This is a genomic window from Pontibacillus sp. ABV4_188 (assembly GCF_056311905.1).
In genome coordinates this window covers 4,013,216-4,037,208 of sequence record NZ_CM149975.1, presented here as the reverse complement: position 1 = coordinate 4,037,208, position 23,993 = coordinate 4,013,216, and the positions used below count along the sequence as shown (strand labels likewise).

The 23,993-nt window shown below is 38.4% G+C and carries 26 protein-coding genes; 17 read left to right on the top strand and 9 right to left on the bottom strand.

Going from position 1 to position 23,993, the window contains the following annotated elements:
* The first annotated feature begins 165 nt into the window (after nt 1-165).
* The 9 genes from ACYX4O_RS20135 to ACYX4O_RS20095 all read left to right on the top strand — a co-directional run bounded on the left by ACYX4O_RS20135 (nt 166) and on the right by ACYX4O_RS20095 (nt 6,987).
* Nucleotides 166-552 (top strand): hypothetical protein, encoded by a 387-nt coding sequence (locus ACYX4O_RS20135; RefSeq protein WP_476353531.1) that lies wholly within the window; start codon nt 166-168, stop codon nt 550-552.
* 176 nt (nt 553-728) lie between these two features.
* The gene (locus ACYX4O_RS20130; protein ID WP_476353529.1) at nt 729-1,499 is read left to right on the top strand and encodes a hypothetical protein; all 771 of its coding nucleotides are present in this window, start codon (nt 729-731) and stop codon (nt 1,497-1,499) included.
* A 275-nt stretch (nt 1,500-1,774) separates the two neighbouring features.
* Entirely contained in the window at nt 1,775-2,161 is a 387-nt protein-coding gene (locus ACYX4O_RS20125) for a hypothetical protein (RefSeq protein ID WP_476353527.1), read from the top strand.
* Nucleotides 2,148-2,834, top strand: a complete 687-nt coding sequence (locus ACYX4O_RS20120; RefSeq protein ID WP_476353526.1) for a DUF2705 family protein — start codon at nt 2,148-2,150, stop codon at nt 2,832-2,834. The genes ACYX4O_RS20125 and ACYX4O_RS20120 overlap by 14 nt, the downstream gene beginning before the upstream one ends.
* Nucleotides 2,831-3,496, top strand: a complete 666-nt coding sequence (locus tag ACYX4O_RS20115) for an ABC transporter ATP-binding protein (RefSeq protein ID WP_476353524.1) — start codon at nt 2,831-2,833, stop codon at nt 3,494-3,496. Before ACYX4O_RS20120 ends, ACYX4O_RS20115 begins: the two co-directional genes overlap by 4 nt.
* Nucleotides 3,497-3,942: 446 nt before the next feature.
* On the top strand, nt 3,943-4,230 hold the full coding sequence (locus ACYX4O_RS20110) for a hypothetical protein (protein ID WP_476353522.1): 288 nt from the start codon (nt 3,943-3,945) through the stop codon (nt 4,228-4,230).
* 303 nt (nt 4,231-4,533) lie between these two features.
* The gene (locus ACYX4O_RS20105; RefSeq protein WP_476353520.1) at nt 4,534-5,148 is read left to right on the top strand and encodes a hypothetical protein; all 615 of its coding nucleotides are present in this window, start codon (nt 4,534-4,536) and stop codon (nt 5,146-5,148) included.
* A gap of 287 nt (nt 5,149-5,435) precedes the next feature.
* Nucleotides 5,436-5,906, top strand: coding sequence for a peptide-methionine (S)-S-oxide reductase (locus ACYX4O_RS20100; RefSeq protein ID WP_476353519.1), 471 nt, complete (start codon nt 5,436-5,438; stop codon nt 5,904-5,906).
* A 292-nt stretch (nt 5,907-6,198) separates the two neighbouring features.
* Nucleotides 6,199-6,987: a GNAT family N-acetyltransferase gene (locus tag ACYX4O_RS20095; protein ID WP_476353517.1), complete on the top strand. Its 789-nt coding sequence runs from the start codon at nt 6,199-6,201 to the stop codon at nt 6,985-6,987.
* A 154-nt stretch (nt 6,988-7,141) separates the two neighbouring features.
* On the opposite strand, the gene ACYX4O_RS20090 is transcribed toward ACYX4O_RS20095, so the two are convergent.
* A complete protein-coding gene (locus ACYX4O_RS20090) occupies nt 7,142-8,140 on the bottom strand; it encodes a tRNA dihydrouridine synthase (RefSeq protein WP_476353515.1) in 999 nt (332 codons plus the stop codon).
* 763 nt (nt 8,141-8,903) lie between these two features.
* Here ACYX4O_RS20090 and ACYX4O_RS20085 point away from each other — a divergent pair.
* Nucleotides 8,904-9,179 (top strand): adhesin, encoded by a 276-nt coding sequence (locus ACYX4O_RS20085; protein ID WP_188650955.1) that lies wholly within the window; start codon nt 8,904-8,906, stop codon nt 9,177-9,179.
* Nucleotides 9,180-9,257: 78 nt separating this feature from the next.
* Here the strand turns inward: ACYX4O_RS20085 and ACYX4O_RS20080 are convergent, their stop codons facing one another.
* Both ACYX4O_RS20080 and ACYX4O_RS20075 read right to left on the bottom strand, forming a co-directional pair.
* Nucleotides 9,258-10,001: an ABC transporter permease gene (locus ACYX4O_RS20080; RefSeq protein WP_476353512.1), complete on the bottom strand. Its 744-nt coding sequence runs from the start codon at nt 9,999-10,001 to the stop codon at nt 9,258-9,260.
* Nucleotides 10,002-10,018: 17 nt separating this feature from the next.
* Nucleotides 10,019-10,930, bottom strand: a complete 912-nt coding sequence (locus tag ACYX4O_RS20075) for an ABC transporter ATP-binding protein (RefSeq protein WP_476353510.1) — start codon at nt 10,928-10,930, stop codon at nt 10,019-10,021.
* Nucleotides 10,931-11,126: 196 nt separating this feature from the next.
* Between ACYX4O_RS20075 and ACYX4O_RS20070 the strand changes: the two genes are divergently transcribed.
* The 4 genes from ACYX4O_RS20070 to mqo all read left to right on the top strand — a co-directional run bounded on the left by ACYX4O_RS20070 (nt 11,127) and on the right by mqo (nt 13,933).
* The gene (locus ACYX4O_RS20070; RefSeq protein ID WP_476353508.1) at nt 11,127-11,324 is read left to right on the top strand and encodes a helix-turn-helix transcriptional regulator; all 198 of its coding nucleotides are present in this window, start codon (nt 11,127-11,129) and stop codon (nt 11,322-11,324) included.
* A gap of 21 nt (nt 11,325-11,345) precedes the next feature.
* Nucleotides 11,346-11,738: a hypothetical protein gene (locus tag ACYX4O_RS20065; RefSeq protein WP_476353507.1), complete on the top strand. Its 393-nt coding sequence runs from the start codon at nt 11,346-11,348 to the stop codon at nt 11,736-11,738.
* Between the two features lie 30 nt (nt 11,739-11,768).
* Nucleotides 11,769-12,083 carry a hypothetical protein gene (locus ACYX4O_RS20060; protein WP_476353506.1) on the top strand — a complete coding sequence of 105 codons (315 nt, stop codon included), beginning with the start codon at nt 11,769-11,771 and terminating at the stop codon, nt 12,081-12,083.
* Between the two features lie 311 nt (nt 12,084-12,394).
* Nucleotides 12,395-13,933 (top strand): malate dehydrogenase (quinone), encoded by a 1,539-nt coding sequence (gene mqo / locus ACYX4O_RS20055; protein ID WP_476353505.1) that lies wholly within the window; start codon nt 12,395-12,397, stop codon nt 13,931-13,933.
* A gap of 128 nt (nt 13,934-14,061) precedes the next feature.
* Here mqo and ACYX4O_RS20050 read toward each other — a convergent pair whose 3' ends face one another.
* The 4 genes from ACYX4O_RS20050 to ahpC form a co-directional block, all read right to left on the bottom strand.
* Complete coding sequence (locus ACYX4O_RS20050; protein ID WP_476353504.1) at nt 14,062-14,985, bottom strand: pseudouridine-5'-phosphate glycosidase; 924 nt, start codon at nt 14,983-14,985, stop codon at nt 14,062-14,064.
* Entirely contained in the window at nt 14,982-16,088 is a 1,107-nt protein-coding gene (locus tag ACYX4O_RS20045) for a carbohydrate kinase family protein (protein WP_476353503.1), read from the bottom strand. Before ACYX4O_RS20045 ends, ACYX4O_RS20050 begins: the two co-directional genes overlap by 4 nt.
* A gap of 284 nt (nt 16,089-16,372) precedes the next feature.
* Nucleotides 16,373-17,902, bottom strand: coding sequence for an alkyl hydroperoxide reductase subunit F (gene ahpF, locus ACYX4O_RS20040; protein ID WP_476353502.1), 1,530 nt, complete (start codon nt 17,900-17,902; stop codon nt 16,373-16,375).
* 13 nt (nt 17,903-17,915) lie between these two features.
* Entirely contained in the window at nt 17,916-18,479 is a 564-nt protein-coding gene (gene ahpC, locus ACYX4O_RS20035; RefSeq protein ID WP_188650944.1) for an alkyl hydroperoxide reductase subunit C, read from the bottom strand.
* A 679-nt stretch (nt 18,480-19,158) separates the two neighbouring features.
* Here ahpC and ACYX4O_RS20030 point away from each other — a divergent pair.
* From ACYX4O_RS20030 to ACYX4O_RS20020, 3 genes are all read left to right on the top strand, one after another.
* Nucleotides 19,159-19,473: a hypothetical protein gene (locus ACYX4O_RS20030; protein WP_476353501.1), complete on the top strand. Its 315-nt coding sequence runs from the start codon at nt 19,159-19,161 to the stop codon at nt 19,471-19,473.
* Between the two features lie 397 nt (nt 19,474-19,870).
* Complete coding sequence (locus ACYX4O_RS20025; protein ID WP_476353500.1) at nt 19,871-20,968, top strand: DEAD/DEAH box helicase; 1,098 nt, start codon at nt 19,871-19,873, stop codon at nt 20,966-20,968.
* A gap of 207 nt (nt 20,969-21,175) precedes the next feature.
* Nucleotides 21,176-21,610 carry a universal stress protein gene (locus ACYX4O_RS20020; protein WP_036780416.1) on the top strand — a complete coding sequence of 145 codons (435 nt, stop codon included), beginning with the start codon at nt 21,176-21,178 and terminating at the stop codon, nt 21,608-21,610.
* Between the two features lie 601 nt (nt 21,611-22,211).
* Here the strand turns inward: ACYX4O_RS20020 and ACYX4O_RS20015 are convergent.
* The gene (locus ACYX4O_RS20015; RefSeq protein WP_476353499.1) at nt 22,212-22,811 is read right to left on the bottom strand and encodes a response regulator; all 600 of its coding nucleotides are present in this window, start codon (nt 22,809-22,811) and stop codon (nt 22,212-22,214) included.
* The gene (locus tag ACYX4O_RS20010; protein ID WP_474835875.1) at nt 22,808-23,944 is read right to left on the bottom strand and encodes a sensor histidine kinase; all 1,137 of its coding nucleotides are present in this window, start codon (nt 23,942-23,944) and stop codon (nt 22,808-22,810) included. The genes ACYX4O_RS20015 and ACYX4O_RS20010 overlap by 4 nt, the downstream gene beginning before the upstream one ends.
* Between the last annotated feature and the right edge of the window lie 49 nt (nt 23,945-23,993).

Here is a 23,993-nt window from a genome sequence, read left to right as displayed (position 1 = left end):
AGGGAAATTACCAAACGCTTACATAGGTAATATTTACACTTTGTATATAATTTTACAAAAATATAGAAAAACATGTTTACTAATGTAATATAATGTAATAAACTTTTTTTTTGTATACATAAATTAATAGGCCTATTAAAAAAATGAAAAAAGGAGTTTTATACTTTGAAGAAAAAAAGTTCAAGATTAGCAGTTGGCGTTTTGAGTGCTGCATTGATTCTAGGTTCTTCTACCACAGCTTTTGCTGGAGATTGGAGTACGAATCTAAAAAGATGGTCAAACGCTAGTGAAATTTCTACTTTAAACAAGACAACCTATGATAGTAGTTACTACATGAACGTTCATTATGTCGGTTCTCACTATGATTCCGTTCAGCACTGGATTGAAGGCAGTTGGGGAGGAAATTATAGTGGTCATACTATTACGAAAGAGGGCATGTATGACAACCCTTCTTCCTCAGCCGGAATTGGAGATAAGATTACATTGAATGTTAAAAATCCAATAAATACTACAGTGACAGTGGAATCTAGTGGTTATTGGTCACCAAAATAATAATTATTTTTAAAAAATTGGAATCTACTAGTATAGTAGGTTCCAATTCTATTTACAAAGTAAACCGATTGCTATATAAAACTAGTTAGCCTAAACAATTAGATAAGGGGATTTATATGAATAAAGCACTAAGCTTATATATCAAATATGATTTTGGGAAATGGTTGAATAGTAGAGTGAATAAATACTATTATCTACTATTGTTACTATTAATGTTATTAGACACTGTGTATACCTATTGGTCTCAAACTGCCTTCTTTGATGTAAATGCGGAGATGAGTGCCTATTGGTATTTGTTTTTAGAGAATAGTCACAGTGCAGTTAGAGGAGTTTATTTTCTGTTTTTCCCGTTTCTAGCGATATTACCTTTTGGACTACAATATTACTTTGAAAAGAAGAGCAAATACCGCGAGTATTTAATCAGTAGAGGAAATAGAATTTCTTACTACTTATCAAAACTTATTATAAGTTTTGTTGCTGGGTTCACTACAATTCTTGTGTTTTTAACAATTAATTATTTTTTGGTTATGTTCATTTATCCCAACAACTTTATTATAGGGGGAACATTTATACAGCCAGATCATGGTGCTTTCTTAGAAGGGATTTTCCATAACAACATATACCTTTATGAATTCCTATACATATTACTCAATTCTATAATCGGGGGGATATTGTCTGTATTAGCACTATCATTGAGTATGATAGTGAACTATCAAAATAACTTTTTAGTTATTGCGGTTCCTTTTATTATCGTTACAGTTCAAGGGGTAGCTTTATACTTTATCAAGCCTCATTTTGATATAACGACTATTATTCAACCTTTCTCCAGGTATGCTATGGTTGATCCAATAAATGTAAATCATGTACTGATGAGTTTATCAGCATGGCTACTTGGTTCTTCTGTTCTATTTTTAATTGGATATTATAAAGAAAGGGATCTCATATGAGGAAGTATACAAAGATCGTATTTCTTTATCTGTTCTACTGTGTATATATATTCTTAAGAAGTGTACTTTTTTATCAATTCAATATAGGACCCACCGATTACATTAATAATTTTGAAGGTGCTAGTTATTATATTATGGAATTACTACCTTTTTATTTGGTTGGTCTCTATTTATTAGGGAAAGAAGATTATGCTTATTATAATTATAGACTGAAATACCGTGATAAGATTTTTATTAGACAATACAAAAAGGCTGGAGTTCACGCTGCAGCTTTTATGACTATTAACTTCACAATTTGTATTCTTTGTTTTAACCACATCTATTCACTTTTCGTTATTAAATCCTTTAATTACTTTTTACTTTTATTATTAGTTCAGATAGTAGGATTACTTGTGGTTAATGGATTCATCCTATTACTAAAGCAATTTAGTAGTTTAAGTCATGTAAATATCATAACTGTCATTTATTTAACGATTGTCGTAGAGAGCTTTGTTTTATACGAGAACTTTCTTGGAGATTTTCCTTTTATTTTAACTTGGGTTTTCAGTGATAAAAATTTGTTTTTCCGTTTATTCATTTTGTTAATGATTAATTTACTCGTCTACATCAAAGCCCATAACCAAAGTTTAAAAAGAGAGTTTGTTTCTTATGAATCTCATTAGAATTCCTTTCAAAAGACTGATGATATCAGGGGTAATACTATTTGCTTTATTTATTGCCGCCTTAATAGAAGTCCCTGATCGTTATTTGATAAACAGTCTTCTTGGCAACAACCCGTTTTTATCGTTTTTCGACCGGGCTAAATTCTTCTTGCCAGCCATACTTTCACTAGTAATCATTTCTGATTACTTCTCTGACATCATAGGAGAAAACTCAGGGAGTTTCATTATAAGGTTACATTACAGAAAGAAGCTAGCTAAAGAATTTATTATAGGAGTTTATTTTTCAGTTTTTTCATTTTGTTCCATGCTAACTCTATTGTTTGTTATAGCGACTATTATTTCTAATGGTAGTACGAGAAAACTATATACTCCTGATTTTTTCATATCAATAATTATTATATATTTATTATATACTATGATTGCGTCCATACAAGTCTCTCTCTCTTTATTCATGGAGACTAACCAATCATTTATGATAACAAGTGGTTTCATTATCATATCAACGTTTATTAATGACTCAGTCTTCAAATATTTATTCGTATTACCCATAGGAATGGGTATTGATTATACTGATGTCTATCAAAGTATTCTTCGTATGTTGGGTATGGTATTTGTGGATTTTGTGTTGGGTGTAATTATTTTCAAAAAAATTGAGAGGACAGATTTGTTATGAGTATTGAATTAAAAAATATTAGTAAAAAATATAAAGGTATTAGTATTTTAGAAGATATTAACTTAAGTTTGGATAGTGGTAATACATATGGCTTTGTTGGAACAAACGGCAGCGGGAAAACGATGTTATTGAGAGTTATTGCTGGGCTTGTCATACCCAACACCGGTGAGGTTAGGGTTAATGGAGATAAATTGCACGAAGATATTTCTTTTCCAATTAATTTGGGTATGGTAATTGAACAACCAAGTTTTTTAGAGAATTTATCCGGGTTTAAAAACCTAATAGACTTAGCTAAGATTCAAAAAAAAATAGGCATTGATGAAGTGAAAAAATATATAGAACTGTTAGGATTAGATCCTGAGAATAAAAATCCAGTGAAGAAGTATTCATTAGGAATGAAACAGAGGTTATCCATTGCACAGGCCATTATGGAAAATCCTGATGTGATTATTCTTGATGAACCATTTAACGGTTTAGATGAAAAAGGGGTAGTAGATGTTCGAAGTATTATTTTGAACTTAAAAATGGAAGGAAAAACAATATTATTAACCTCTCATAACAAAGATGATATAAATCTGTTGTGCGATGAAGTATATAAAATAGAAAATGGAAAAGTTTCTTATAAGGATGATGGAGCAGAGGCCTCTTTAGTTAATGATTAATTGGAGTAGGACAATGAAAGAAGTATCTCCCTCCATGAATGGTATTAAATGTAAAAAATAAAATTATTGAGAAATGCAATAGAATGCTGAGGGATCAATAAGATAGTTTGGGTTAAAAGTTAGACGAGATTTTAACTTTTCTGCCTTATAATAACCACAGAGATAGGTTATTGGTGAGATATTGAGAACTTCAGATACAAAGTTTGCCGCTATCATACGGAGCCTCAGTGTAATAGATACCTAACAGGGCATATAATAAGAAAACCTACCAATTTGGGTAGGTTTTCTTATTCTTCCATCTATGGTCCCCACATCGTAAAAAGCGTTCAAATGCATAATCAAGTGTACTGCATTGCTGCGTTAATTTATAAAAGGTAATAGATCAGGACTCAAAAAGAACAAATACTTGGAAACCTGAGTATTATATTCCCCGATTTGTTGCTGATGTGTCTAAAATGGTAGGTAAGTTTGATGGTATTAAATTTTTAAGTAATCATGGACAGGGAAATAACTTAGCTTTATTTAATTGGGAAGGAAAGTGTACTTTCAACAGAAATCTAGAAGCTGGGGTTTATACAAGCTGGGAATTATTTAATAATAATACTCCTCCTTGGAAAAAGGATTTATATCCAATGAGTTGTCCTAATTGTAATCACCAAATTAGTGAGTTAATAAAACGATGCGACAGATGTGCTACCCCAAAACCATTTTACTTAATGGATGATGATATTTGAAACAAGAGTTAGTATCCACATTCTATTAAGAAAATTGTTAGAATGAAAATACAAATAAATCGACGGATGTTTCAACATTTTTTACGAGTAAAGTACGATAATAAGGCAACGCTTAAGAAAGATTGATCAATTACTAAGGGAACCTATGATTGCTATTTTATAGTTAATTTCGGATTTTGATATTTATTTAAGGGGGAATAAGTTTAAACAACATAAAAAATACTGGGGAAATTATGATATTTTTAAGAAGTTAAGTATTATAAACAAATGATTTTTTATAATTTTAAGGGAATGGTAGAGTTTATGAATGTTTGGTCAATTATTACTATAAGTTACATTTTCTTTGCGATTTTAACTTTTATTCCTACTTTTAAAGCTATAATTAAAAAAGTCAGATTAAATCCAGGTGGAGAATCGTTTGAAAGTTCATCCCATTTCTCAGAAGAAAGCAAAAAAATGCTTATTCAGCATTATTCCAGAATACAGGGAACTTTAGGTTTTTGGAAAAATCAAGCTGAAAAATACAGGAACTTTCATTATTATAGCCTTTGTTGGACAATACCATCCTCTATAATAATTCCGGTTTTAATTCAGTGTATGACTTCAAGTAACTTTAATGAATCTAGCTTATTAATAACTATTATATCTGGACATACTGCTATCTTACTAGCTTTTCATAGAGGTTTTAAAGTCGATAAGAATTTTAAAGCATTTCGACACGGGGAATCTATTTTTTATGACTTATACAGAAGATTACTAGATAGACCTTCATCATTTGGAAAAGACGAGGATATACAAATTAAAGAGTATTTCATTCAAGTTGAAAATATCAGAAAATATGTGCGAAATGCGGAAACTGATAACATGCCTTCAATTGAAGATGTGAAAATTCCAAGCGATAAAACAAATTCTGTTTAAGTGTTAGGATTGAACAAAGTGGGTCTGACCTCCGGCGGTTTGAGACTAATTCATGATATTGTTAAGGGCATTATCACAACTCTCCCGTTTCAAAGAGATGTTGTTTGGTTATTATTAAGTTGGAAATATTGAATAAGCACTGAGGATTTAAAATTTCTCAGTGCTCTTTTTTGCCTCTTAAATGACCACGGTGAACCGTACCATAAATAGTGAGTATATTAAGTAATAAAACAAAGGTAAAAATATTAATTTGGAATGATATTTTTAAAATAAAGAGGTGAATCACTATGGAAACAGTCTATTTAGCAGGTGGATGTCTCTGGGGTGTGCAAGAATTCATTAAAACATTACCCGGAGTTACGTCAACAGAAGCAGGAAGAGCCAACGGAACGAGTTATACACTAGACGGTGACTATGACGGCTACGCAGAATGTGTTAAAGCAGCATTTGATCCGGAAATTGTGAACGTAAATGAATTGATGGAGTATTTCTTTGAGATTATCGATCCCTACAGTCTAAATCAACAAGGAGAGGATGTTGGGGTGAAATATAGAACAGGTGTGTATAGTGAGAACCCTACACATTTGGACGAAGCGAAAGCGTTTATAAGGGAGAGAGAGGACGCTGACCATATCGTTGTGGAAGTTTTACCTCTTACAAACTATTTGAGAAGTGCGGAAGAGCATCAAGATCGGTTAACCAGATGTCCGGATGATTATTGTCATATTCCGAAAGACATTTTAAGTAAATACAAGTGAGCATGAACGCTTAAAAAAGATGTGCAGGCCATCAGTAAAGTACATCAGTTAAAAGGGGTTATAGACGTGGATAGACATAAATTTTAGGAAATTGCTCATCGTAACCATGTTTTGTACAATCCCATCAATGATTCGAAATTGATGAAAAAGATGAATGAAATGGCATTATACACGAAGGTTAAAAAGTTACGGTGAACCGTACCACTAGTGATAGTAAAATAATGAGTTGTGTTCATAAGAGATGTTGATTCGGAAATGGGATGTTTACAAAAGAAGAATGGGCGGAATACATATGGATTTAATTAAAGAGATTGAAGAGCTTAATTTTGCACTTTTACAGTCCTTTTCAAATAGGCAAGATCAAACATGGGGGGTATTGTTTTGGAACCAACACCAGCCAGACTTATATGATGCAAATCATGCCCATGTGAGTGAACAGCCTGTTCACCCTGAAACAGTAATTAAAGAGGTCATAACATTTTATGAAGCTTTAACTATAATACCTAGATTTTATTTATATAACCTCGACTCTATGACGGGCTTTATTGCCGCATTAAAAGGGAATGGCTTTCAGTTTGAGGATCAATCACAGCCCATTCAGATATGGGATAAAGAAGTAATACAGGTACCATTCAATAAAGATGTAACAATAGAGAAAGTAACCACTAAAAATTATAGTGATGCTTTATGGGTAGAGTGTCAGATTAAAGAATTCGGAGGACAAGATGTTCGTGAAAAGGCATTTGAATCTGAATTTAACGATAATCGTTATACTCATTACCTATTGAAATATAACGGAATACCTTGTTCCTCAGCATGTTTATTTGTTCATGGCAATCAAGGGAGAATAGAAAGTGTCGCCACAATTGAAGATTATAGAGGAAAAGGGTTAATCGGCTTATTGCTGCAATATATACAAACAGAAGCTCAGAGCCTAAAGCTAGACAAGTTATGGGTTCATCCCATCAATCAAAGAGTTGAAAAGGTTTATAGTCGTTACGGATTTACTACGATATGTACATTAAGGACCGGTCATGCTTTTTTAGGTGGGAAAAGTATTAAAGAAATACAAGGAGGATAGCATACACGTTATTCTCCAAATCAAGGTACTGCTCATTGTTTAAAGGTAAGTGGATGTGGTGAATGATGGGTTATAGAAAAGAGAGGAAAGCCCTAACGGCTCCCCTCCCTTTTGAAGGTCTAAACATAACTCATTTTAAAGAAATGAGCTTTACTTAAGAAATAGAAAAACCTTTCTCTTCTTCCACTCCCTTATTCTCTGTAAACTCATCAAGCAAAGCACGTACTTCATCGGTAGATTCAGTGCTCATCAGTTGATTTCGTAACTCACTCGCTCCTCGGAAGCCTTTAACATAGATTTTAAAGAAGCGGCGAAGGGGCTTGAAGAGACGCGGTTCTAGTTCTTCTGAATACTTATCATGAAGATCAAGCTGTAGACGTAGAAGATCAAGCAGCTCTTCGCTTGTATGCTCTTTCTTCTCTGTTTCGAAGCAGAACGGGTTATGGAAGACTCCTCGGCCAATCATGACACCATCTACTCCATACTTTTCAACAAGTTCAAGTCCCTTTTGGCGGTCAGGAATATCTCCGTTGATGGTAAGAAGCGTATTAGGAGCAACTTCATCACGAAGCTTTTTAATCTCTGGAATCAGCTCCCAGTGAGCGTCCACATTACTCATCTCTTTTTTCGTGCGGAGATGGATTGAAAGGTTAGCAATATCTTGTTCTAGAAGGTGCCTCAACCAGTCGTGCCATTCCTCTACTTCTGTGTAGCCCAGGCGGGTTTTTACACTTACAGGAAGGCCTCCTGCTTTAGCAGCCTGTACGATTTCAGCAGCAACATCCGGGCGACGAATCAGTCCGCAACCCTTCCCTTTTGTAGCGACATTAGGTGCAGGACAGCCCATATTAATATCGACTCCACGATATCCCATCTCAGCCATACCGATACTCATCTGTCGGAAGTACTCAGGTTTATCTCCCCAAATGTGGGCCACGATGGGCTGCTCATCTTCTGTGAAAGTCAGACGACCACGCACGCTGTCTTTCCCTCTTGGATGGCAGTAGCTTTCCGTATTCGTAAACTCTGTAAAAAACACGTCAGGTCTTGCAGCTTCACTTACGACATGACGAAAAACGACATCCGTCACAGCTTCCATTGGTGCCAAAACAAAAAACGGTCGCGGCAACTCATGCCAAAAATTATCTTTCATATATATCTGAACCCTTTCCTTAAGGGAAACATGTTCCCAAAGTTAAAAGCGAAAATGTTTTTTCTAATTGATTTCCATTTAGAATAGAAATCAATCATTATATACTTTAATAGTATCGGGCGAAAAGTGCAAGGGAACCAAATGTTTTAACAAGGACGCTTCTTTCAATATATGTTAAAATTTTCAGTGTTTCCCCATTAATGGGGCCGTAATCATGAAGACTTGAAGCTGAAACACTTTATTGTGTGTGGGGCCGTTACGTTTATTGAGTGTTAGGGGTGTCTGGGGAACGACTCGCTTTCCACGGGCGAGCTGTCGAGCCTCCTCACTCACTTCGTTCGTTCCGGGGTCTCGTCGACCTCTTTCTCCCGTAGGAGTCTCCCCGTTCCCCAGCCCCCCCTTATCAGAAGATGTATAACGTCCCCCTCAGCTCTAGTATGGCGATGAATCAACTATCCGTCCCCTTACGTAGCATGCTTCCGTTACTTCTATATATGGCAAAGGTGGTTCGGGAAATTGCGAGACTCCTGCGGCAGTAGGAGCCTAGGGGAGACCCCACAGAGAGCGTAGCGAACGAGGAGGCTTCCCAGCTCGCCGCGGAAAGCGAGTGATTTCCCGAACCACCTTATTCTCAATTTGAGCAAACGGGAGCATTCTCTCAACTTCGTGCCTTCCACATAAGGGGGCTTATATGGGAGAGAGATCATAGTCAGCACAAATATGAGAATATTTAATATGAAAAGCATAGATAGGAGAGATCGAAATGAAAATTTCAAACGAGGCAAAAGAGCAACTCCTGCAAATAATCGATGAAGAAGAGTCGTCAAACCTTAGGTTCTTTGCTGCAGGAGGGTGTGGGGGAACTCAGCTTGGGCTGGGGCTTGAAGAGCCAGCTGAGTCCGATTATATTACAGAGGTTAACGGAATTCGGGTTTCCATTGAATCTTCTATGCAAGATGTAGCAAAAGACATTGAATTAGACTTACAAGAATCAGGCGAAGGTGTAGACTTTGTTATTAAAGGACTCCCAACAAACTAACAATATGTAAGATAATGGTGTAGTTTATCTATTACTTAAACCCCCAGGGCTCCGGCCTGGGGGTTTTTTAGTGGAACACTAGCTTCTCGATTGTCGTAAGAAACGAGGATAAGAAAGCAGGGCGATTACACCGCCAGCTATGCCTGCTAAAACTAAGATCAGCATGTTCAGCCATATGTCAGCTATCCCACCACTCGAGAGAATGACTTCTTTGTATCCTTGAAGCGCCCAGTATTGAGGTAGGGCTTTACTAATGTTTTGTACGACTTCAGGCATAAACTCGACTGGCATCCAAAGTCCGCCGAGCAATGCTCCACCTAAGGCGAGAATCTGTGTTAGGGCGATCCCCATGTTTTCTGTTTTGACAATTACAGCCATGGCCATGCCCCATCCAGTTACGATAAACGCGAGAGCCAAGGATAATAGAATAAGAGCTAAAGGGTTTCCGAGCGGCAGGTCATAGACAACGACACCAAACCCGAACAAAACCGCAATTTGAATAAGTACGATAAAGATGAATGGCAGCCATTTGCCGAAAAAATAGTGATGCGTCGATAAAGGTGTGCTAGCAATCCTTGCAACCATGCCTCGCTCTCTATCTTTAACAAAAGCAATGACCATTGAAATCATAATAAAGAAAGCAAACATAATCGTATATCCGGGGATAATCTGAGTCACGACTTCTTTATAGCTTTGGCTCTCATCTCCAGAAAAAATCGCTACAAACCCAACAATGAAAATTACGGGGAGAACAAATGTCCAAAACCATAGTCCTTTATCCTGAATCGTCTTTTTCAATTCCATACGAGCAATTGCCCACATATCTCTTCCTCCTTTTCTCAAGAATCTCTTAATTGGGTGCCAGTTAAATTGAAGAATATATCCTCTAATCTAGGGTGATATAGTTCGAGTCTGCGTGGTTCTAAACTATGTTCTCGGCAGTAGGTCACCAAATTCTCTAGAGTAAGAAGGGGTTGCTCACTATTGAGTAAGTAGCCATTACCTTTCGATTCTACCTCTCCAAAACGTTCAAGCATCTTGGTTTCAATGCTCTCCCCGGAGATAAATAATGAAGGCTTTGCGTACTTCTCTAACAATTCTTCCATCCTTCCAAACTCCATGAGCTGCCCCTTATCAATGAGGCCAATGCTATCACACAGTTGCTCGACTTCCTCCATATAGTGGCTTGAATAAATAATTGTGCTCCCCTCAGCCTTTAGTTGATGAATAATGGAGAAGATCGAATTTCGAGATTGTGGATCAATGCCAACAGTCGGTTCATCCATAATAACAATGCTCGGTTTGTGTAAAAGAGCACAGCCAATATTCAGTCGACGCTTCATGCCACCTGAAAATGTAATGACTTTATCCTTTGCTCTGTCTTTTAAGCCAATCTGTTGTAGTACTTGATCCATTCGAACCTGTAATTCTTTCCCCTTTAGCCCATATAAGTTGCCAAAAAGAATTAGATTATCCTGAGCGGTCAGCGTTTCTTCTAAGCAAATTTCCTGGGGAATATAACCGATCTGTTGCTTAATCTTTAGTCGGTCCGCAGAAACCTTCCAGTCTTTAACATGAATGTCCCCATTAAAGTCTAGTAGTACTCCCGACAGGATTTTCATTAGTGTGGATTTGCCCGCCCCATTAGGACCGACCAGCCCAAAACAGGTCCCTTCGTCAATCTTAAAGCTGATATGATCGAGAGCCTGTATTGAACCATACTGCTTATCGATATTTTCGACACTAATCATTCTTATATCTCCTTTCCCACTCCCTGGCCTATTTTTATTCGCTGTCCATATACGATTGTAAAAGCATAAAGGTTTCAATTTTGGAAAATAAAGGAGTTATAAAGTATGCCAAAATGTAAAAAACCTTTGACACATAAAGCGAGTGTTATATAATGGTAAATGTAAAAAGCTTTTTACTTTTTAAGAGGTGTACTCAGTGCAAAATAATATTAGAGTTAGTAGGAAAAGTTTGAAACTATCACAAGAAGAACTTGCATCTAGGTGTGGGGTTACTAGGCAAACGATAAACGCCATTGAAAACGATAAATATGATCCTACTTTAGCATTGGCATTTAAATTGGCGCAGCATCTTCGCACGACGGTAGATCAATTATTTAGATTTGAGGAGAAATAGGTCTAATACAAGGGGATGTATATGGGAAAAACAAATAGATTTGCAGTTATTAGTTCTAGTACGCTTTTTTTAGTGATTTCGGTTTTTTCTTTATATAAGTTTTTAAGGTATGAGCAAATTGATGGCGCTTCTATATTCTTCAATTTCTTAGCCCTATCTTATGTTTTGAACTCTCTTACATGGGGAGATCTGCAGGGGAACAAGGATAAGGATGAACTGGAGCATCATATAGAAACACAAAGTGCTAAAATGAGTTACTATGCTCTAATGGTTCTATCAGGTTTAATCTTATTTGTATCAGAAGGAGTAGGTAATTTAAGTAGTATTGAGAATTACCCTTTACTTATTGTTGTTGGGTTGACCTTTGTTGTTCAACCACTTACTGCTTTAATTTATTCTAAGAAATTTAAGTAATAGGGTTTAAATGAGAAGGAGGTTACTGTGGTGGAGTTAGTCTTCATTTACATAGTCATCCCCATTATTTATATGGTGATAATCGGTTGGTTAACAGGCAGTAGAGACTTTTTCTTTGGGCCAAAGGACGATGAACGAAAGCAAAAAATTAAACAAAAGGCAGTTCTTCAAAGTTGGGCTACAGTATTCTTATTCCTGTTGACCAACTTATTGTTTGATGTTTTTATTTGGGATTCTCGTTTTAGTGGAGAAGGGTTTGTTCATCCTGAACTTTTCTATTTAGTCATCTTATTTTTAAGTTATGGTTTATTTTACTTGTTAAATGCAAAGAAAATGAGTGCTTAAATGGTCTTTTAGTAATTATTGATCACTTCGAATATATTTTTCTTTTAATCAAGCAAAAGTTTCTTCAGAATGTGTCTAATCACCACATTTTTTACTTATAACCGTATCGTACATTAGAAAAACGTTCATAATGGAAGTAATCTACTCTACTCACTTACGGTCGATATACTATAATGTTGCAATAGAAGTAATTTTCAATATTTTTGGAAAGTGGTACACTAGTAGTAGATTGAAAATAACTAGAAGAGATGTAGTACCCCGGGGCGGGGATACGCTATATTTTTTCTGCAAGACATAGGGAGTATAGGCTAATGAGTAAAAACTATGCGAAAACTGACGTTATTTTAATTGGTGCAGGCATTATGAGTGCCACATTGGGATCTTTGCTAAAGGAAGTAGTACCAGAGTGGAAAATCAAGGTGTTTGAAAAGCTGGATAGTCCAGGGCAAGAAAGTTCGAATGTATGGAATAATGCAGGCACGGGACATGCTGCGTTATGTGAACTTAATTACACAAAAGAACAAGAAGATGGTTCCATTGATATTTCAAAAGCAATAAAAGTAAATGAGCAATTTCAAGTATCTAAACAATTTTGGTCTTATCTTGTAAATAACGGCCGAATTCGGAAACCACAAGAGTTCATCATGCCATTACCACATATGAGTTTCGTTCGAGGAAAAGAGAATGTCGAATTCTTGAGAAAGCGCTATCAAACCATGTCAGCTCATCCGCAGTTTAAGGGGATGGAGTTCTCCGATGAAATGGAGCAATTAACTGAATGGATGCCACTTATGATGAAGGATCGTTCATCAACGGAGGCAGTGGCAGCAACGAAAATGGATGCGGGGACAGATGTAAACTTCGGAACCATTACAGGTAAAATGTTTGACCATTTAGAGAGTAAAGATCTTGAAATCAACTATAAACATAGTGTAGAGGATATTAAGAGGTTAAGTGACGGCACATGGGAAGTGAAAGTGTATGATCGCGAACAGGCACGTATTGAATACCATATAACAAACTTTGTCTTTATTGGTGGTGGTGGAGGCAGTCTTCACCTATTGCAGAAGACCGGTATTCCTGAATCAAAGCACATTGGTGGCTTCCCTGTAAGCGGGCTATTTATGGTGTGTAATAATCCTGAAGTGATAGCTGAGCACCGCGCCAAAGTATATGGGAAAGCAAAAGTAGGGGCACCTCCAATGTCTGTGCCTCATCTAGATACAAGATTTATCGACAATAAGCAGTCCTTATTATTTGGTCCTTTTGCGGGCTTTTCTCCAAAGTTCTTAAAAACGGGCTCTCTGCTTGATCTAATTACATCTGTGAAATCGGATAACCTTGTAACGATGACAGCAGCAGGTGTTAAAAATGCTTCTCTAACAAAGTATTTGATTGAACAAGTAATCTCTTCAAAAGAAAAGCGTATGGAAGAGTTGAGAGAGTTCATTCCAAACGCCAAAAGTGAGGATTGGAGTTTAGCTGTAGCAGGGCAACGAGTTCAAGTCATTAAAGATACAGATTCAAGTGGAAAAGGAACGCTACAGTTTGGTACAGAAGTAGTCAGTTCTTCAGATGGATCAATTGCAGCGCTACTTGGAGCTTCACCGGGCGCTTCTACAGCTGTCCACGTTATGCTAGAGGTAATGGAAAAATGTTTCCCGCAACACATCAAACAGTGGGAACCCAAGATAAAAGAGATGATTCCATCTTATGGCCTTGTATTAGCTGATCATCCAGAGCTTCTTAAGGAAGTTCATGAAAATACAGATGAGGCGCTCGGGCTAAACAAAAAGCCTCATTATAGCTATCTTTCGAGCGGGGAAAGCGAAATTAGCAAGACCTCTTAACACAACTATAATAGTAAAAGGTTATAGAATAGATGAAGGACTTTTCAATTGAAAAGTCCTTTTTTCTTGGCTTAATGGTCACTCGTATGGTCCTTTTGTCTCTTAGTGTAGACTAAATACGAACGGTATTAAACAAATGAGGTCTGTTTGGAATAGTATACGGCAATCTCAGCACCAAGCTTTGCGTTTGATTTTACTAGTTGGATATTGGCATCTAAACTCTTCCCTTTAGTCGCTTGATTGACTTGATCTAATAGAAATGGTGTAACTTCTTTACCTTCTATGTGTAATGATTTCGCTTTAGCAACAGCATCATCTATGACATCGTTAATAAACTGTTCATCCATAGCATATTCTTCTGGTATTGGGTTGGCTATCACGGCGCCTCCTTCTAATCCAAGGTCCCATTTTGACTTGAGAATGGTAGCAATCCCCTCAGGATGATCTACCTGGTAGTTAACTGCAAAAGGTGAAGTACGTGTGAAGAAAGCAGGGAGTATACTCGTCTGGTAGCCCATGACAGGTACACCTTTTGTTTCTAGGTATTCGAGAGTCAGTCCTAGATCTAGAATGGATTTGACTCCGGCACACACGACGCTAACGTTTGTCTTTGCTAACTCATCTAAGTCGGCTGAAATATCCAACGTCGTTTCACCCTCCCGATGCACGCCTCCAATTCCTCCTGTTACAAAAACCGAAATTCCAGCTAATTCCGCACAAATCATCGTCGCTGCAACGGTAGTGGCACCAGGTTTCTTAGTGGCAATCAAATATGGAATGTCTTTACGTGAAGCTTTGGCTATATCGTCTCTTGATCCAAGTTCTTCTAACTCTTCGTTTGTTAAACCGATTTTTATCTTTCCATCTAGTATAGCGATGGTAGCAGGGACGGCTCCGTGCTCACGGATAACCTGCTCTACTTCTCTTGCTGTAGTTACATTTTGAGGATAAGGCATACCGTGCGAAATAATAGTTGATTCAAGGGCTACTACTGGTAAATCGTTATTAATCGCTTCTTTTACTTCTGGTGAAAGGGATAGATAGGTATTCATATTCTTTCCTCCTGAATAGTTAATAATTGTGGGGTTAAATCTGGGAGAACTGTATAATTAGACTGTATACATAATGATGCATTTTGTAGACCTGCTTTAATTGATTCTTCAAGTGTTCCGCCTTCTAACCATGTGTACATCACAGCAGCTGAGAAAGCATCTCCTGCTCCGGTTACGTCTTGAACGTTCTTAATAGGAGAGGTTTCATATAGCACTATTCCTTGATCAGTAGAGCCTACCATCACCCCACGCTCGCCCCATGTAACAGTCACATAGGAAATCCCTAGTTCAAGCCAGCGCTTAACTGCGTTCTTCCATTGTTCGTATGTCTCAATCTCTAGATTAAAATAGGCAGCGCTTTCTTCAACGTTCGTCATGATCCATGTAAGGTTGCTTAGATCTTTCGGCAGTCGTTCCATTTTAGGGATAGAGACCGTTACAAACGCAAGCGGCGTTTGGTTGTTTTCCGCTTTTTGTAAAAGGTAAGTAAGGCCTTCTTTGGGACAATTTAAGTCTGCAATTATGCAAGATGCCTGCCTTAATTTCTTCTCATGTGTGCTCAGTATAGGAGGGAGGATATAATCATAAACTTCCATATCAGCGAAAGCTACGATCATCTCTCCTTCAGGGTTTAAGACGGCTGTATAGGTTCCGGTAGATGCGGTTGAGATGTGGAGGACAGAATCTAGCTGAATAGCGGAAGAAGCTCGTTCAATAATCCCCCAATCCGCATCTTTCCCTGCGGCTGTGATTAAGCTTGGTTGATACCCGAGTCTTCCAAGGTTTTCGGCTATATTCCTGGCGACGCCTCCTACACTGTAGCTTGATTGGACAGGGTTTGAAGTATGGAGTTGAAAAGAGTCTAAACTATGAAACTTTCGGTCAACATTGGCTCCCCCGATACAAATAACTTGCTTTGAGTCATTCAATACATATGCCCGACCTCTTAGGATATCTTTTTGTACCAAGCTTGAAATTAAGTTAGCTACTGTGGATCTTGATAACGCTAGAGAAGATGATAAATCTTGTTGAGATATGTAGGGGTTTTTCACTATTAGTTCATATATCTGGCGTTCCCGTTCAGTCATTTTAGCTATACACATGGCTGTTCACTCCAAACTATTGTTTGATTAGTCAAACATTTATCATATATAACGTACACATATTTTCTATATATGTAAATAAATGTTTAAAAAGTCATACGTCTGACCTCTTAGCAAAGAAGCATAGTTGTTACGTATGGAGATATAAGTCAGTTTGAAGTTGTGTAACGGAGGTTATGGGGGATAAAGGCAAAGAAGCTTACTGGTCCATTGTAAAACCGCTGATGTTTATAAAAAAAGACGCTCGTCCAAATTGGACGAACGTCTTTTTTATAAGTTCTTTATTAATTACGGATAAGGTAATCAAATGCACCTAGTGAAGCATTTGCTCCTGTACCCATTGAGATAATGATTTGATTATTTGGAACGTCTGTCACATCACCAGCAGCAAACAGTCCAGGTACGTTCGTGGCATTGTGTTTATCAACAACAATTTCACCAATTTGGTTACGTTCAACAGAATCATCTAACCATTCTGTATTCGGAACAAGTCCGATTTGAACGAACACGCCTTCAAGCTTCACGTGGTTCTCTTGGCCCGTTTCCCGGTCCACATACGTAATGCCATTTACGTTGGCGTCACCTGTAATTTCTGTTGTTTGTGCATTTGTGTGAATGGTTACATTCGGAAGACTATTTGCGCGGTCTTGTAAGACTTTATCAGCTTTAAGTTCTGAAGCAAATTCAAGAACTGTCACATGCTTAACAATTCCAGCAAGGTCAATAGCTGCTTCTATACCGGAGTTACCTCCACCAATTACAGCTACGTCTTTACCTTCGAATAATGGACCATCACAGTGTGGGCAGTACGCAACACCTTTGTTTTTGAACTCTTCTTCGCCAGGTACGCCAACTTGACGCCAGCGAGCACCAGTCGAGATGATTACACTCTTACTCTTAAGAACGCCACCGTTATCAAGCTCCAGCTCGAACATACCGTCGTTCTTCTCCAAGCGGCTTGCACGTTGAAGGTTCATTACATCAATGTCGTAATCCTTTACGTGTTCTTCAAGACTCGCAGCAAGCTTTGGTCCTTCTGTGCTAGATACGCTAATGAAGTTTTCAATACTCATCGTGTCTAGTACTTGACCACCAAAACGTTCCGCTACGATCCCTGTGCGAATTCCTTTACGTGCTGCATAGATTGCTGCACTCGCACCAGCTGGGCCACCACCGACAACTAATACATCATATGGGTCTTTATTGCTGAATTCTTCAGCGCTAGGACCTTCAACAATCTTGTCTAAGATTTCTTCAAGCGTCATGCGGCCACCGCTCAAGAATTCTCCGTTAAGGTGTAAGGAAGGTACAGCCATAACGTTTTTGCTTTCAGCTTCTTCTTTAAATGCTGCACCGTCAATCATTGTGTGTGTAATGCCTGGGTTTAAAACACTCATCATGTTTACCGCTTGAACGACATCAGGACAATTATGACAGCTTAAGCTAACATAAGTTTCAAAGTGGTATTCACCTTTAATACTTTTAACTTGATCAATAACGCTTTGGTCAACCTTAGGTGCTCTGCCACTAACTTGTAGAAGAGCAAGGACTAAGGATGTAAATTCATGTCCAAGAGGAATACCTGCGAACGTAACTCCAGTATCCTCTCCGACGCGATTCACACTAAAGCTAGGTGTTCTGGATAATTGTGCTTCCTCGAATGTAATCTTAGAAGACATAGAAGCTAGCTCTTCCACAAGAGCTAGCATGTCTTTTGATACTTTATCAGAACCTGCACTAACTTTAAGCACGATATCGCTTTCCAATAGTTCTAGATATTGGTTTAATTGAGCTTTAATATCTGCTTCAAGCATATTGTGCACTCCTTTAGATTTTACCTACTAGATCTAGGCTAGGTGTTAGAGTTTCAGAGCCTTCTTCCCATTTAGCTGGGCAAACTTCGCCTGGATTCTGACGAACGTATTGAGCTGCTCTGATTTTACCTACTAAGTTACTTGCGTCACGGCCAATACCGCCTGCGTTAATTTCAACAGTTTGGATAACGCCATCTGGGTCGATGATGAAAGTACCGCGATCTGCAAGTCCTTCTTCTTCGTTTAATACTTCAAAGTTACGAGATATTTTTTGAGAAGGGTCACCGATCATTGTATAAGTGATCTTGTTAATCTTTTCTGAGCTATCGTGCCAACCTTTGTGAACGAAGTGAGTATCTGTAGAAACAGAGTATACTTCAGCACCAAGTTCTTGAAGTGCAGCGTATTCGTTTTGAAGATCTTCAAGTTCTGTTGGGCAAACGAACGAGAAGTCTGCAGGATAGAAGCAAACAACGCTCCACTGACCTTTAAAGTTTTCTTCTGTTACATCAACGAATTCACCGTTTTTGAATGCTTTTGCGTTGAATGGTTGTACTTCAGTACCGATTAATGACATGAAAAAATCCTCCTCTTTTTGTGTAAAAGTTATTAATTTAAAATCATTATAATTCAAAAACTATTATTATATACATTTGGAATTTTGTCAACCTGTTTAGGTATATTTAAGCTTTTAACATACTCTAAAAGGTTTTTGTGCGGAAAACCGTTCTGAAAAGAATGCGTTATTTGGTGTTGGGATGGAAAAGTTCGATTATCATTCTCATACTTTTATTCTTACCTAGTCTAGTGCATTGTTAAACGTCTGAGCATTCTATTTTGTACAGAAATCAGGATCGATATGCATGTGAATAAACGCCTGATCCCTTTAAAGGAGCAGGCGTTTTCATCATAAAATAGTTAGGGGTTAATGTCCAAACAACTGCCCGTTTTTGTCTGTATAAACGGTTTGCTCAGTGCGTTTTAAAGGATGCCTCTTTTGTCTTCAATCATTTCCTTTAAAATGTACGATCCATTTTGTATGAAATTAGAGGTTAAAATCATGTCGGATCAAAGAGAGTGAGCACTTGTGAAGTCGACTCTGCCTATGATTCTTACTTGAACGACGACAATTGTAGCTATACTGTAAAACGTTGCCGTTATTTGAGGAACGAATCAAAAAGGAAATAGAGAGGTTTCGTCCAATTTAATAGGCATAGGAAAATGAAACACAATGATTATACAGGAGGAGATGCAAGATGGAGAAAATGAGTGCAATGTTCTGGAGTATGATGTGGGTGCTGAGCTTAGCTTCGGTTGTGAAAGTCGTAACGGTTTCAAATGTATTCCCTGTAAATGTGTCGATGGAAGGTAGTGCGTACAAGAATGTTCTGTTACATCGAAATAAGGGAAGAAAAGGTGTTCTTGATTTCCGATCGGTGAAGCGTTTACGTCAGGCCAAAGAGTTTTGGTGTAAGGCCAGAGGGAGTCCTAGAGGGGAAATCGACGAGCTTATCGTGTATTTGGTCAGGGTTCGGTTAAGTTTTAATGAGTTGCCATGTGTTTCTCAATGACAGGTGGACTTTGCCGTCATTGACCAAGTATTTGAGTTGATTATTTATTTCTAAAGGAAGGGGTTGGAATACGTTCATTGTCTATAGCTCATTTACGCTTTACTAAGGGGGAATGGAGCGTTTAAAAATAGATAATCTAGAAAGTATGATTCCATTAGGATGAGGGAGGAGGAATAGTAGGAAGAAGAAGGCATCTGCGCGGACTAAGATGCCATTGGGAAAATAGATGTAATGAGGGAGGATCGTAGAGGAAAAAGAGTACGCGTTACTCGTACTCTTTTTACCTATGTCTTAAAGGGTGTATTGTAATGCATTTGCTATAAGAAAATGTATATATGTATTCTTATAGAGTGATACAATAGAAGATAACGATGAAATAAAGAAAGAGGATGCGCCTTTGAATAGTTTTAACAAATTTAATTTAAATGAACAGAATATCATGCGCTTAAAAGAAATGGGGATTACAACTCCAACTGATATTCAATCGGAAGTCATCCCTTTGATATTAGAGGGGCATGACGTAATTGCTCAAGCTCAAACGGGCTCTGGTAAGACCTATGGCTTTTTACTACCCTTACTCGAGAAGGTTAATATAGAAGATCCCAGTGTGCAGGCTCTTATAGTCGCGCCTACGAGGGAATTAGCTCTTCAGTTGACAGCTGAGTTAGAACGACTCTCTGAAGAGGTTAGTGTGCTTGCTGTATATGGCGGTAAAGATGTGCAACAGCAAGTAAAGAAACTAGATAAAACTCAGGTTGTCATTGGTACACCAGGGCGCCTGTTAGACCATATGCGGAGAGGAACAATTGATCTATCGAACGTTTCTTCTCTTATATTAGATGAAGCGGATCAGATGCTTCACTTTGGGTTCTTTGAAGATGTTGAAACCATTGTGCGTAGCACTCCAAACGTGAAACAAATGGCACTATTTTCTGCGACCCTTCCATCTGATATTAACAAATTAGCATACAAGTTTATGCGTCATCCTAAACAAGTTCGTATACAAGCAAAAGGGCGGACGGTAGAAGAAATTGAACAATTTGTGGTAGAGACGACGGATCGTAAAAAACAAGAAGCATTAAGAAAGGTTGTTAAAGAAACGCAACCTTTCTTAGGAATTGTCTTTTGCCGAACAAAGAGACGGGTGAGTAAGCTTTATGGTGAGCTAAAAGCGATGGGTTATCAAGTTGATGAATTGCACGGAGACCTCTCTCAAAAGAAGCGAGAAAAAGTAATGGAACAGTTCCGAGAAGCAAAGGTTCAATTACTAGTAGCGACAGATGTGGCTTCAAGAGGTTTAGACGTTGAAGGTGTAACGCACGTCTATAACTATGACATTCCTCAAGATGTTGAGAGTTACATTCATAGGATTGGGAGGACAGGCCGTGCGGGTGATGACGGTGTTGCCATTACGTTTACTGCTCCTAAAGATCAACAGATGCTTGCTACAATTGAAAAAGGGATATCCCAAAAGCTTAAGAGAAAGCAGCTCTAGCTAATTGTCTAATAGAAATAAATAATGCTATGTTAAAAAACCGTTCAAAGGAGGTACATTGAACGGTTTTGGTATAGCCTTTAATTCCTCTAGGTAAATCGCGGGTACAGAACCGATTAGAGAAGCCTTTTTACGCTGAAGAATCTGATAAAATATGTTAAAATATAAATATAAACACACACTCTATGGCAAAGGAGAGGGTTGATCATGCGTAAGAAAATCCTCGTAGCATATGATGGTAGTGCGATGAGTAAACAAGCACTACAAGAGGCAAAAAGCCAGGCAGCTGATGCTCCAGATGCCGAAATTCACGTCGTTTCTGTAGTGCGCACGTCAGGTCCTTTTACCAATGCACAAATGTCAAAAAGCATCGGAAATGAATTAGCAGAACAATACCGTACCGATATGAATCGCCTCAAAGAAGAAATGAAAGAAGAGGGCGTAGAGGTGATCACCGATGTTATCGTTGGTAAGGTTGAAAAAAATGCAGGTGCACGAATTTGTGATTATGCCAAAGAACGTAACATGGATTTGATTATCGTCGGTAATCGTGGCTTTGGGAATGTGAAGAAGATGATTCTTGGCAGTGTCAGTAATAACATTGTCCAGCATGCTACTTGTCCCGTCCTCGTAATGAAGTAAGAGTGATGAAAAACATTCTCGTTAAATAAAAAGGAGACCTCCCACCATCATGGGAGGTCTCCTTTTTATATCGCCACAATTGCTAGCCCTCTCCACATAAGCTCCCTTATGAGGAGAACTCGAAGCTGAGATAGTTTAGCAGGAAAGAGGGCCGTTGCGTTTGTTGAGTGCTTGGGGTGTCTGGGGAACGACTCGCTTTCCGCGGGCGAGCTGTCGAGCCTCCTCGGGAAGAGCACCCTGCGGGGTCTCGTCGACCTCTTTCTCCCGCAGGAGTCTCCCCGTTCCCCAGACACCCCTTGCTATGGTTTAATGAACGTCCCTGCACCTCAAGGGTGGTAATAGTTTCCAGGTTTCCTCATATGGTATGTTTCCGTTACACCATATATGGCAGAGGTGGTTCGGGAAATTGCGAGACTCCTGCGGCAGTAGGAGCCTAGGGGAGACCCCGGAAAGCGCGTAGCGATTGAGGAGGCTCCCCAGCTCGCCGCGGAAAGCGAGTGAATTCCAGAACCACCTTACACTCAATTAAAGCAAACGGAAACATTCTCTCATCCTCGAGTCTTCATCAATCCCGACCCTGCTTTGAATACCGTTTAAACTTTTATTTAAACCAGCCTTTTTCCTTAAAACGTGCGATGGCTTCAATTCGATTGCTTACTTCGAGCTTATCTAAAATCACGGAGATATAATTGCGTACTGTACCGGGAGTGATATAAAGTTCATTTGAGATGTCCTTGGTGTTTTTTCCATCGGCCATGAGCTGCATGACTTGCTTTTCCCGTTCGGTTAATGGATTTTCATTTCCGTAGGCAAGGTCCACAAGTTCTGGGGCAAATATGCGTTGGCCATCCATAATTCTACGTATAGAAGTAGCCAGTTCTTCGCTTGGGCTATCTTTTAGTAGATAGCCGCTTACTCTTGCTTTTTGTGCGCGTTCGAAGTAACCGGCTCTTGCGAATGTTGTAAGAATAATAATCTTGCAGGCTTCATCTTTTAATTCTTCAGCAGCATCCAAACCGGTTTTCATCGGCATTTCGATATCCATAATACACACGTCCGGCTTTTGCTCCCTTACGAGCTTACAAGCCTCTTCACCGTTATTAGCCTGACCTACGACTTCCATTCCTTCTTCAAGATCTAAGAGCGCACCAAGGGCTCCGAGCATCATGCGTTGATCTTCTGCAATGACAATTCGTATCACATCGATTCCTCCTCTTCTGTCTGATGTGCAACATTTGGTACACGGATTGTAAGGGTTGTGCCGTTAGAGCTTTGTATATCTAGCGTTCCATTAACAAATTCCAAGCGCTCTCTCATTCCTTGAAGTCCATGTCCTTTTAATGAATCGATTTTATCAGAGATGCCAACTCCATCATCTCTTACCTCAATCATTACTTCCTCGCTTGACTGCTGGATTGCTACATGACAAGTCTTTGCCCCACTATGTTTAACAATATTCGTGGCCGCTTCTTTTAAGGACATGCTAAGTACATTTTCTGCTAATAAGGGAGTATGAGAAAGCTCTGGATTTCCTTCAAGTATAAAGGTCATTTCTGCTGCTTCTATAATTTGCTGAACCCGAAAGATTTCCTCATTGAGCTTAGACCCTCTCATATTTGAAACCATTTCACGTACTTCTTTTAAAGCGGTTCGTGCCGTTTGATTTATGTCTTGGATTTCTTTTACTGCGTGATCAGGCTTAACATGAATTAATTTCCCTGCAAGATCACTCTTAAGACCAATTAGGGATAGTTTCTGACCTAGAGTATCGTGTAAATCCCTTGCGATCCGTTCTCTTTCCTCAATGACCATGAGTTGGGATATCCTCTCATTAGCATCCTCTAACTGCCCTTCAAGCTTCTGTTGTTGGTTGCGATACCGAATGGTAAAAGGCAAGAGAATGACACCAATAATGGTAATAATGATAAAAGGTAGTTGTGGAAACAAGGACTCGTTTTGGGCGATATAGACGGTGGTAACCGCAGCGAGTGTAGTCGTTAGATGTACAATATAGAGAGAGAGAAATCCTCCTTTGTGTTGGATATTTCCAATAAAGAACGCTAGGAATAAGGAGAAGTACACATAGCCAAACAATAAGGTCATAATTAAACTTATGGCAATCTCAATACTGACCCATACATAGGCGAAACCACTCTCAGAGTTAAATGAGCGCAAATACGCGACGAAAAACAATGCAATCATTAAAATGCCAAATAAAATTTCTGCCACAGAAGAAGCACGGAAGATAAAGAAAAATGGAAGTAAACAGAAGATAATCCATACATATGTGCTAAGACCGGTATTTTTAGGGATGATGTGAAACCAATTTTGCACCACAGTTCCCTCCTTCCTACATTTGTTTTATGTAATCTTATTCAAGCAT

Coding starts and splice junctions, on each gene's coding strand:
- ACYX4O_RS20050 (WP_476353504.1), bottom strand. CDS start 14,985: ATGAATACCTATCTATCCCTTTCACCAGAAGTAAAAGAAGCGATTAAT.
- ACYX4O_RS20075 (WP_476353510.1), bottom strand. CDS start 10,930: ATGATTAGTGTCGAAAATATCGATAAGCAGTATGGTTCAATACAGGCT.
- ACYX4O_RS20125 (WP_476353527.1), top strand. CDS start 1,775: ATGACTATTAACTTCACAATTTGTATTCTTTGTTTTAACCACATCTAT.
- ACYX4O_RS20100 (WP_476353519.1), top strand. CDS start 5,436: ATGGAAACAGTCTATTTAGCAGGTGGATGTCTCTGGGGTGTGCAAGAA.
- ACYX4O_RS20020 (WP_036780416.1), top strand. CDS start 21,176: ATGCGTAAGAAAATCCTCGTAGCATATGATGGTAGTGCGATGAGTAAA.
- ACYX4O_RS20030 (WP_476353501.1), top strand. CDS start 19,159: ATGGAGAAAATGAGTGCAATGTTCTGGAGTATGATGTGGGTGCTGAGC.
- ahpC (WP_188650944.1), bottom strand. CDS start 18,479: ATGTCATTAATCGGTACTGAAGTACAACCATTCAACGCAAAAGCATTC.
- ACYX4O_RS20045 (WP_476353503.1), bottom strand. CDS start 16,088: ATGTGTATAGCTAAAATGACTGAACGGGAACGCCAGATATATGAACTA.
- ACYX4O_RS20120 (WP_476353526.1), top strand. CDS start 2,148: ATGAATCTCATTAGAATTCCTTTCAAAAGACTGATGATATCAGGGGTA.
- ACYX4O_RS20095 (WP_476353517.1), top strand. CDS start 6,199: ATGGATTTAATTAAAGAGATTGAAGAGCTTAATTTTGCACTTTTACAG.
- ACYX4O_RS20080 (WP_476353512.1), bottom strand. CDS start 10,001: ATGTGGGCAATTGCTCGTATGGAATTGAAAAAGACGATTCAGGATAAA.
- mqo (WP_476353505.1), top strand. CDS start 12,395: ATGAGTAAAAACTATGCGAAAACTGACGTTATTTTAATTGGTGCAGGC.
- ACYX4O_RS20065 (WP_476353507.1), top strand. CDS start 11,346: ATGGGAAAAACAAATAGATTTGCAGTTATTAGTTCTAGTACGCTTTTT.
- ACYX4O_RS20085 (WP_188650955.1), top strand. CDS start 8,904: ATGAAAATTTCAAACGAGGCAAAAGAGCAACTCCTGCAAATAATCGAT.
- ACYX4O_RS20105 (WP_476353520.1), top strand. CDS start 4,534: ATGAATGTTTGGTCAATTATTACTATAAGTTACATTTTCTTTGCGATT.
- ACYX4O_RS20115 (WP_476353524.1), top strand. CDS start 2,831: ATGAGTATTGAATTAAAAAATATTAGTAAAAAATATAAAGGTATTAGT.
- ACYX4O_RS20090 (WP_476353515.1), bottom strand. CDS start 8,140: ATGAAAGATAATTTTTGGCATGAGTTGCCGCGACCGTTTTTTGTTTTG.
- ahpF (WP_476353502.1), bottom strand. CDS start 17,902: ATGCTTGAAGCAGATATTAAAGCTCAATTAAACCAATATCTAGAACTA.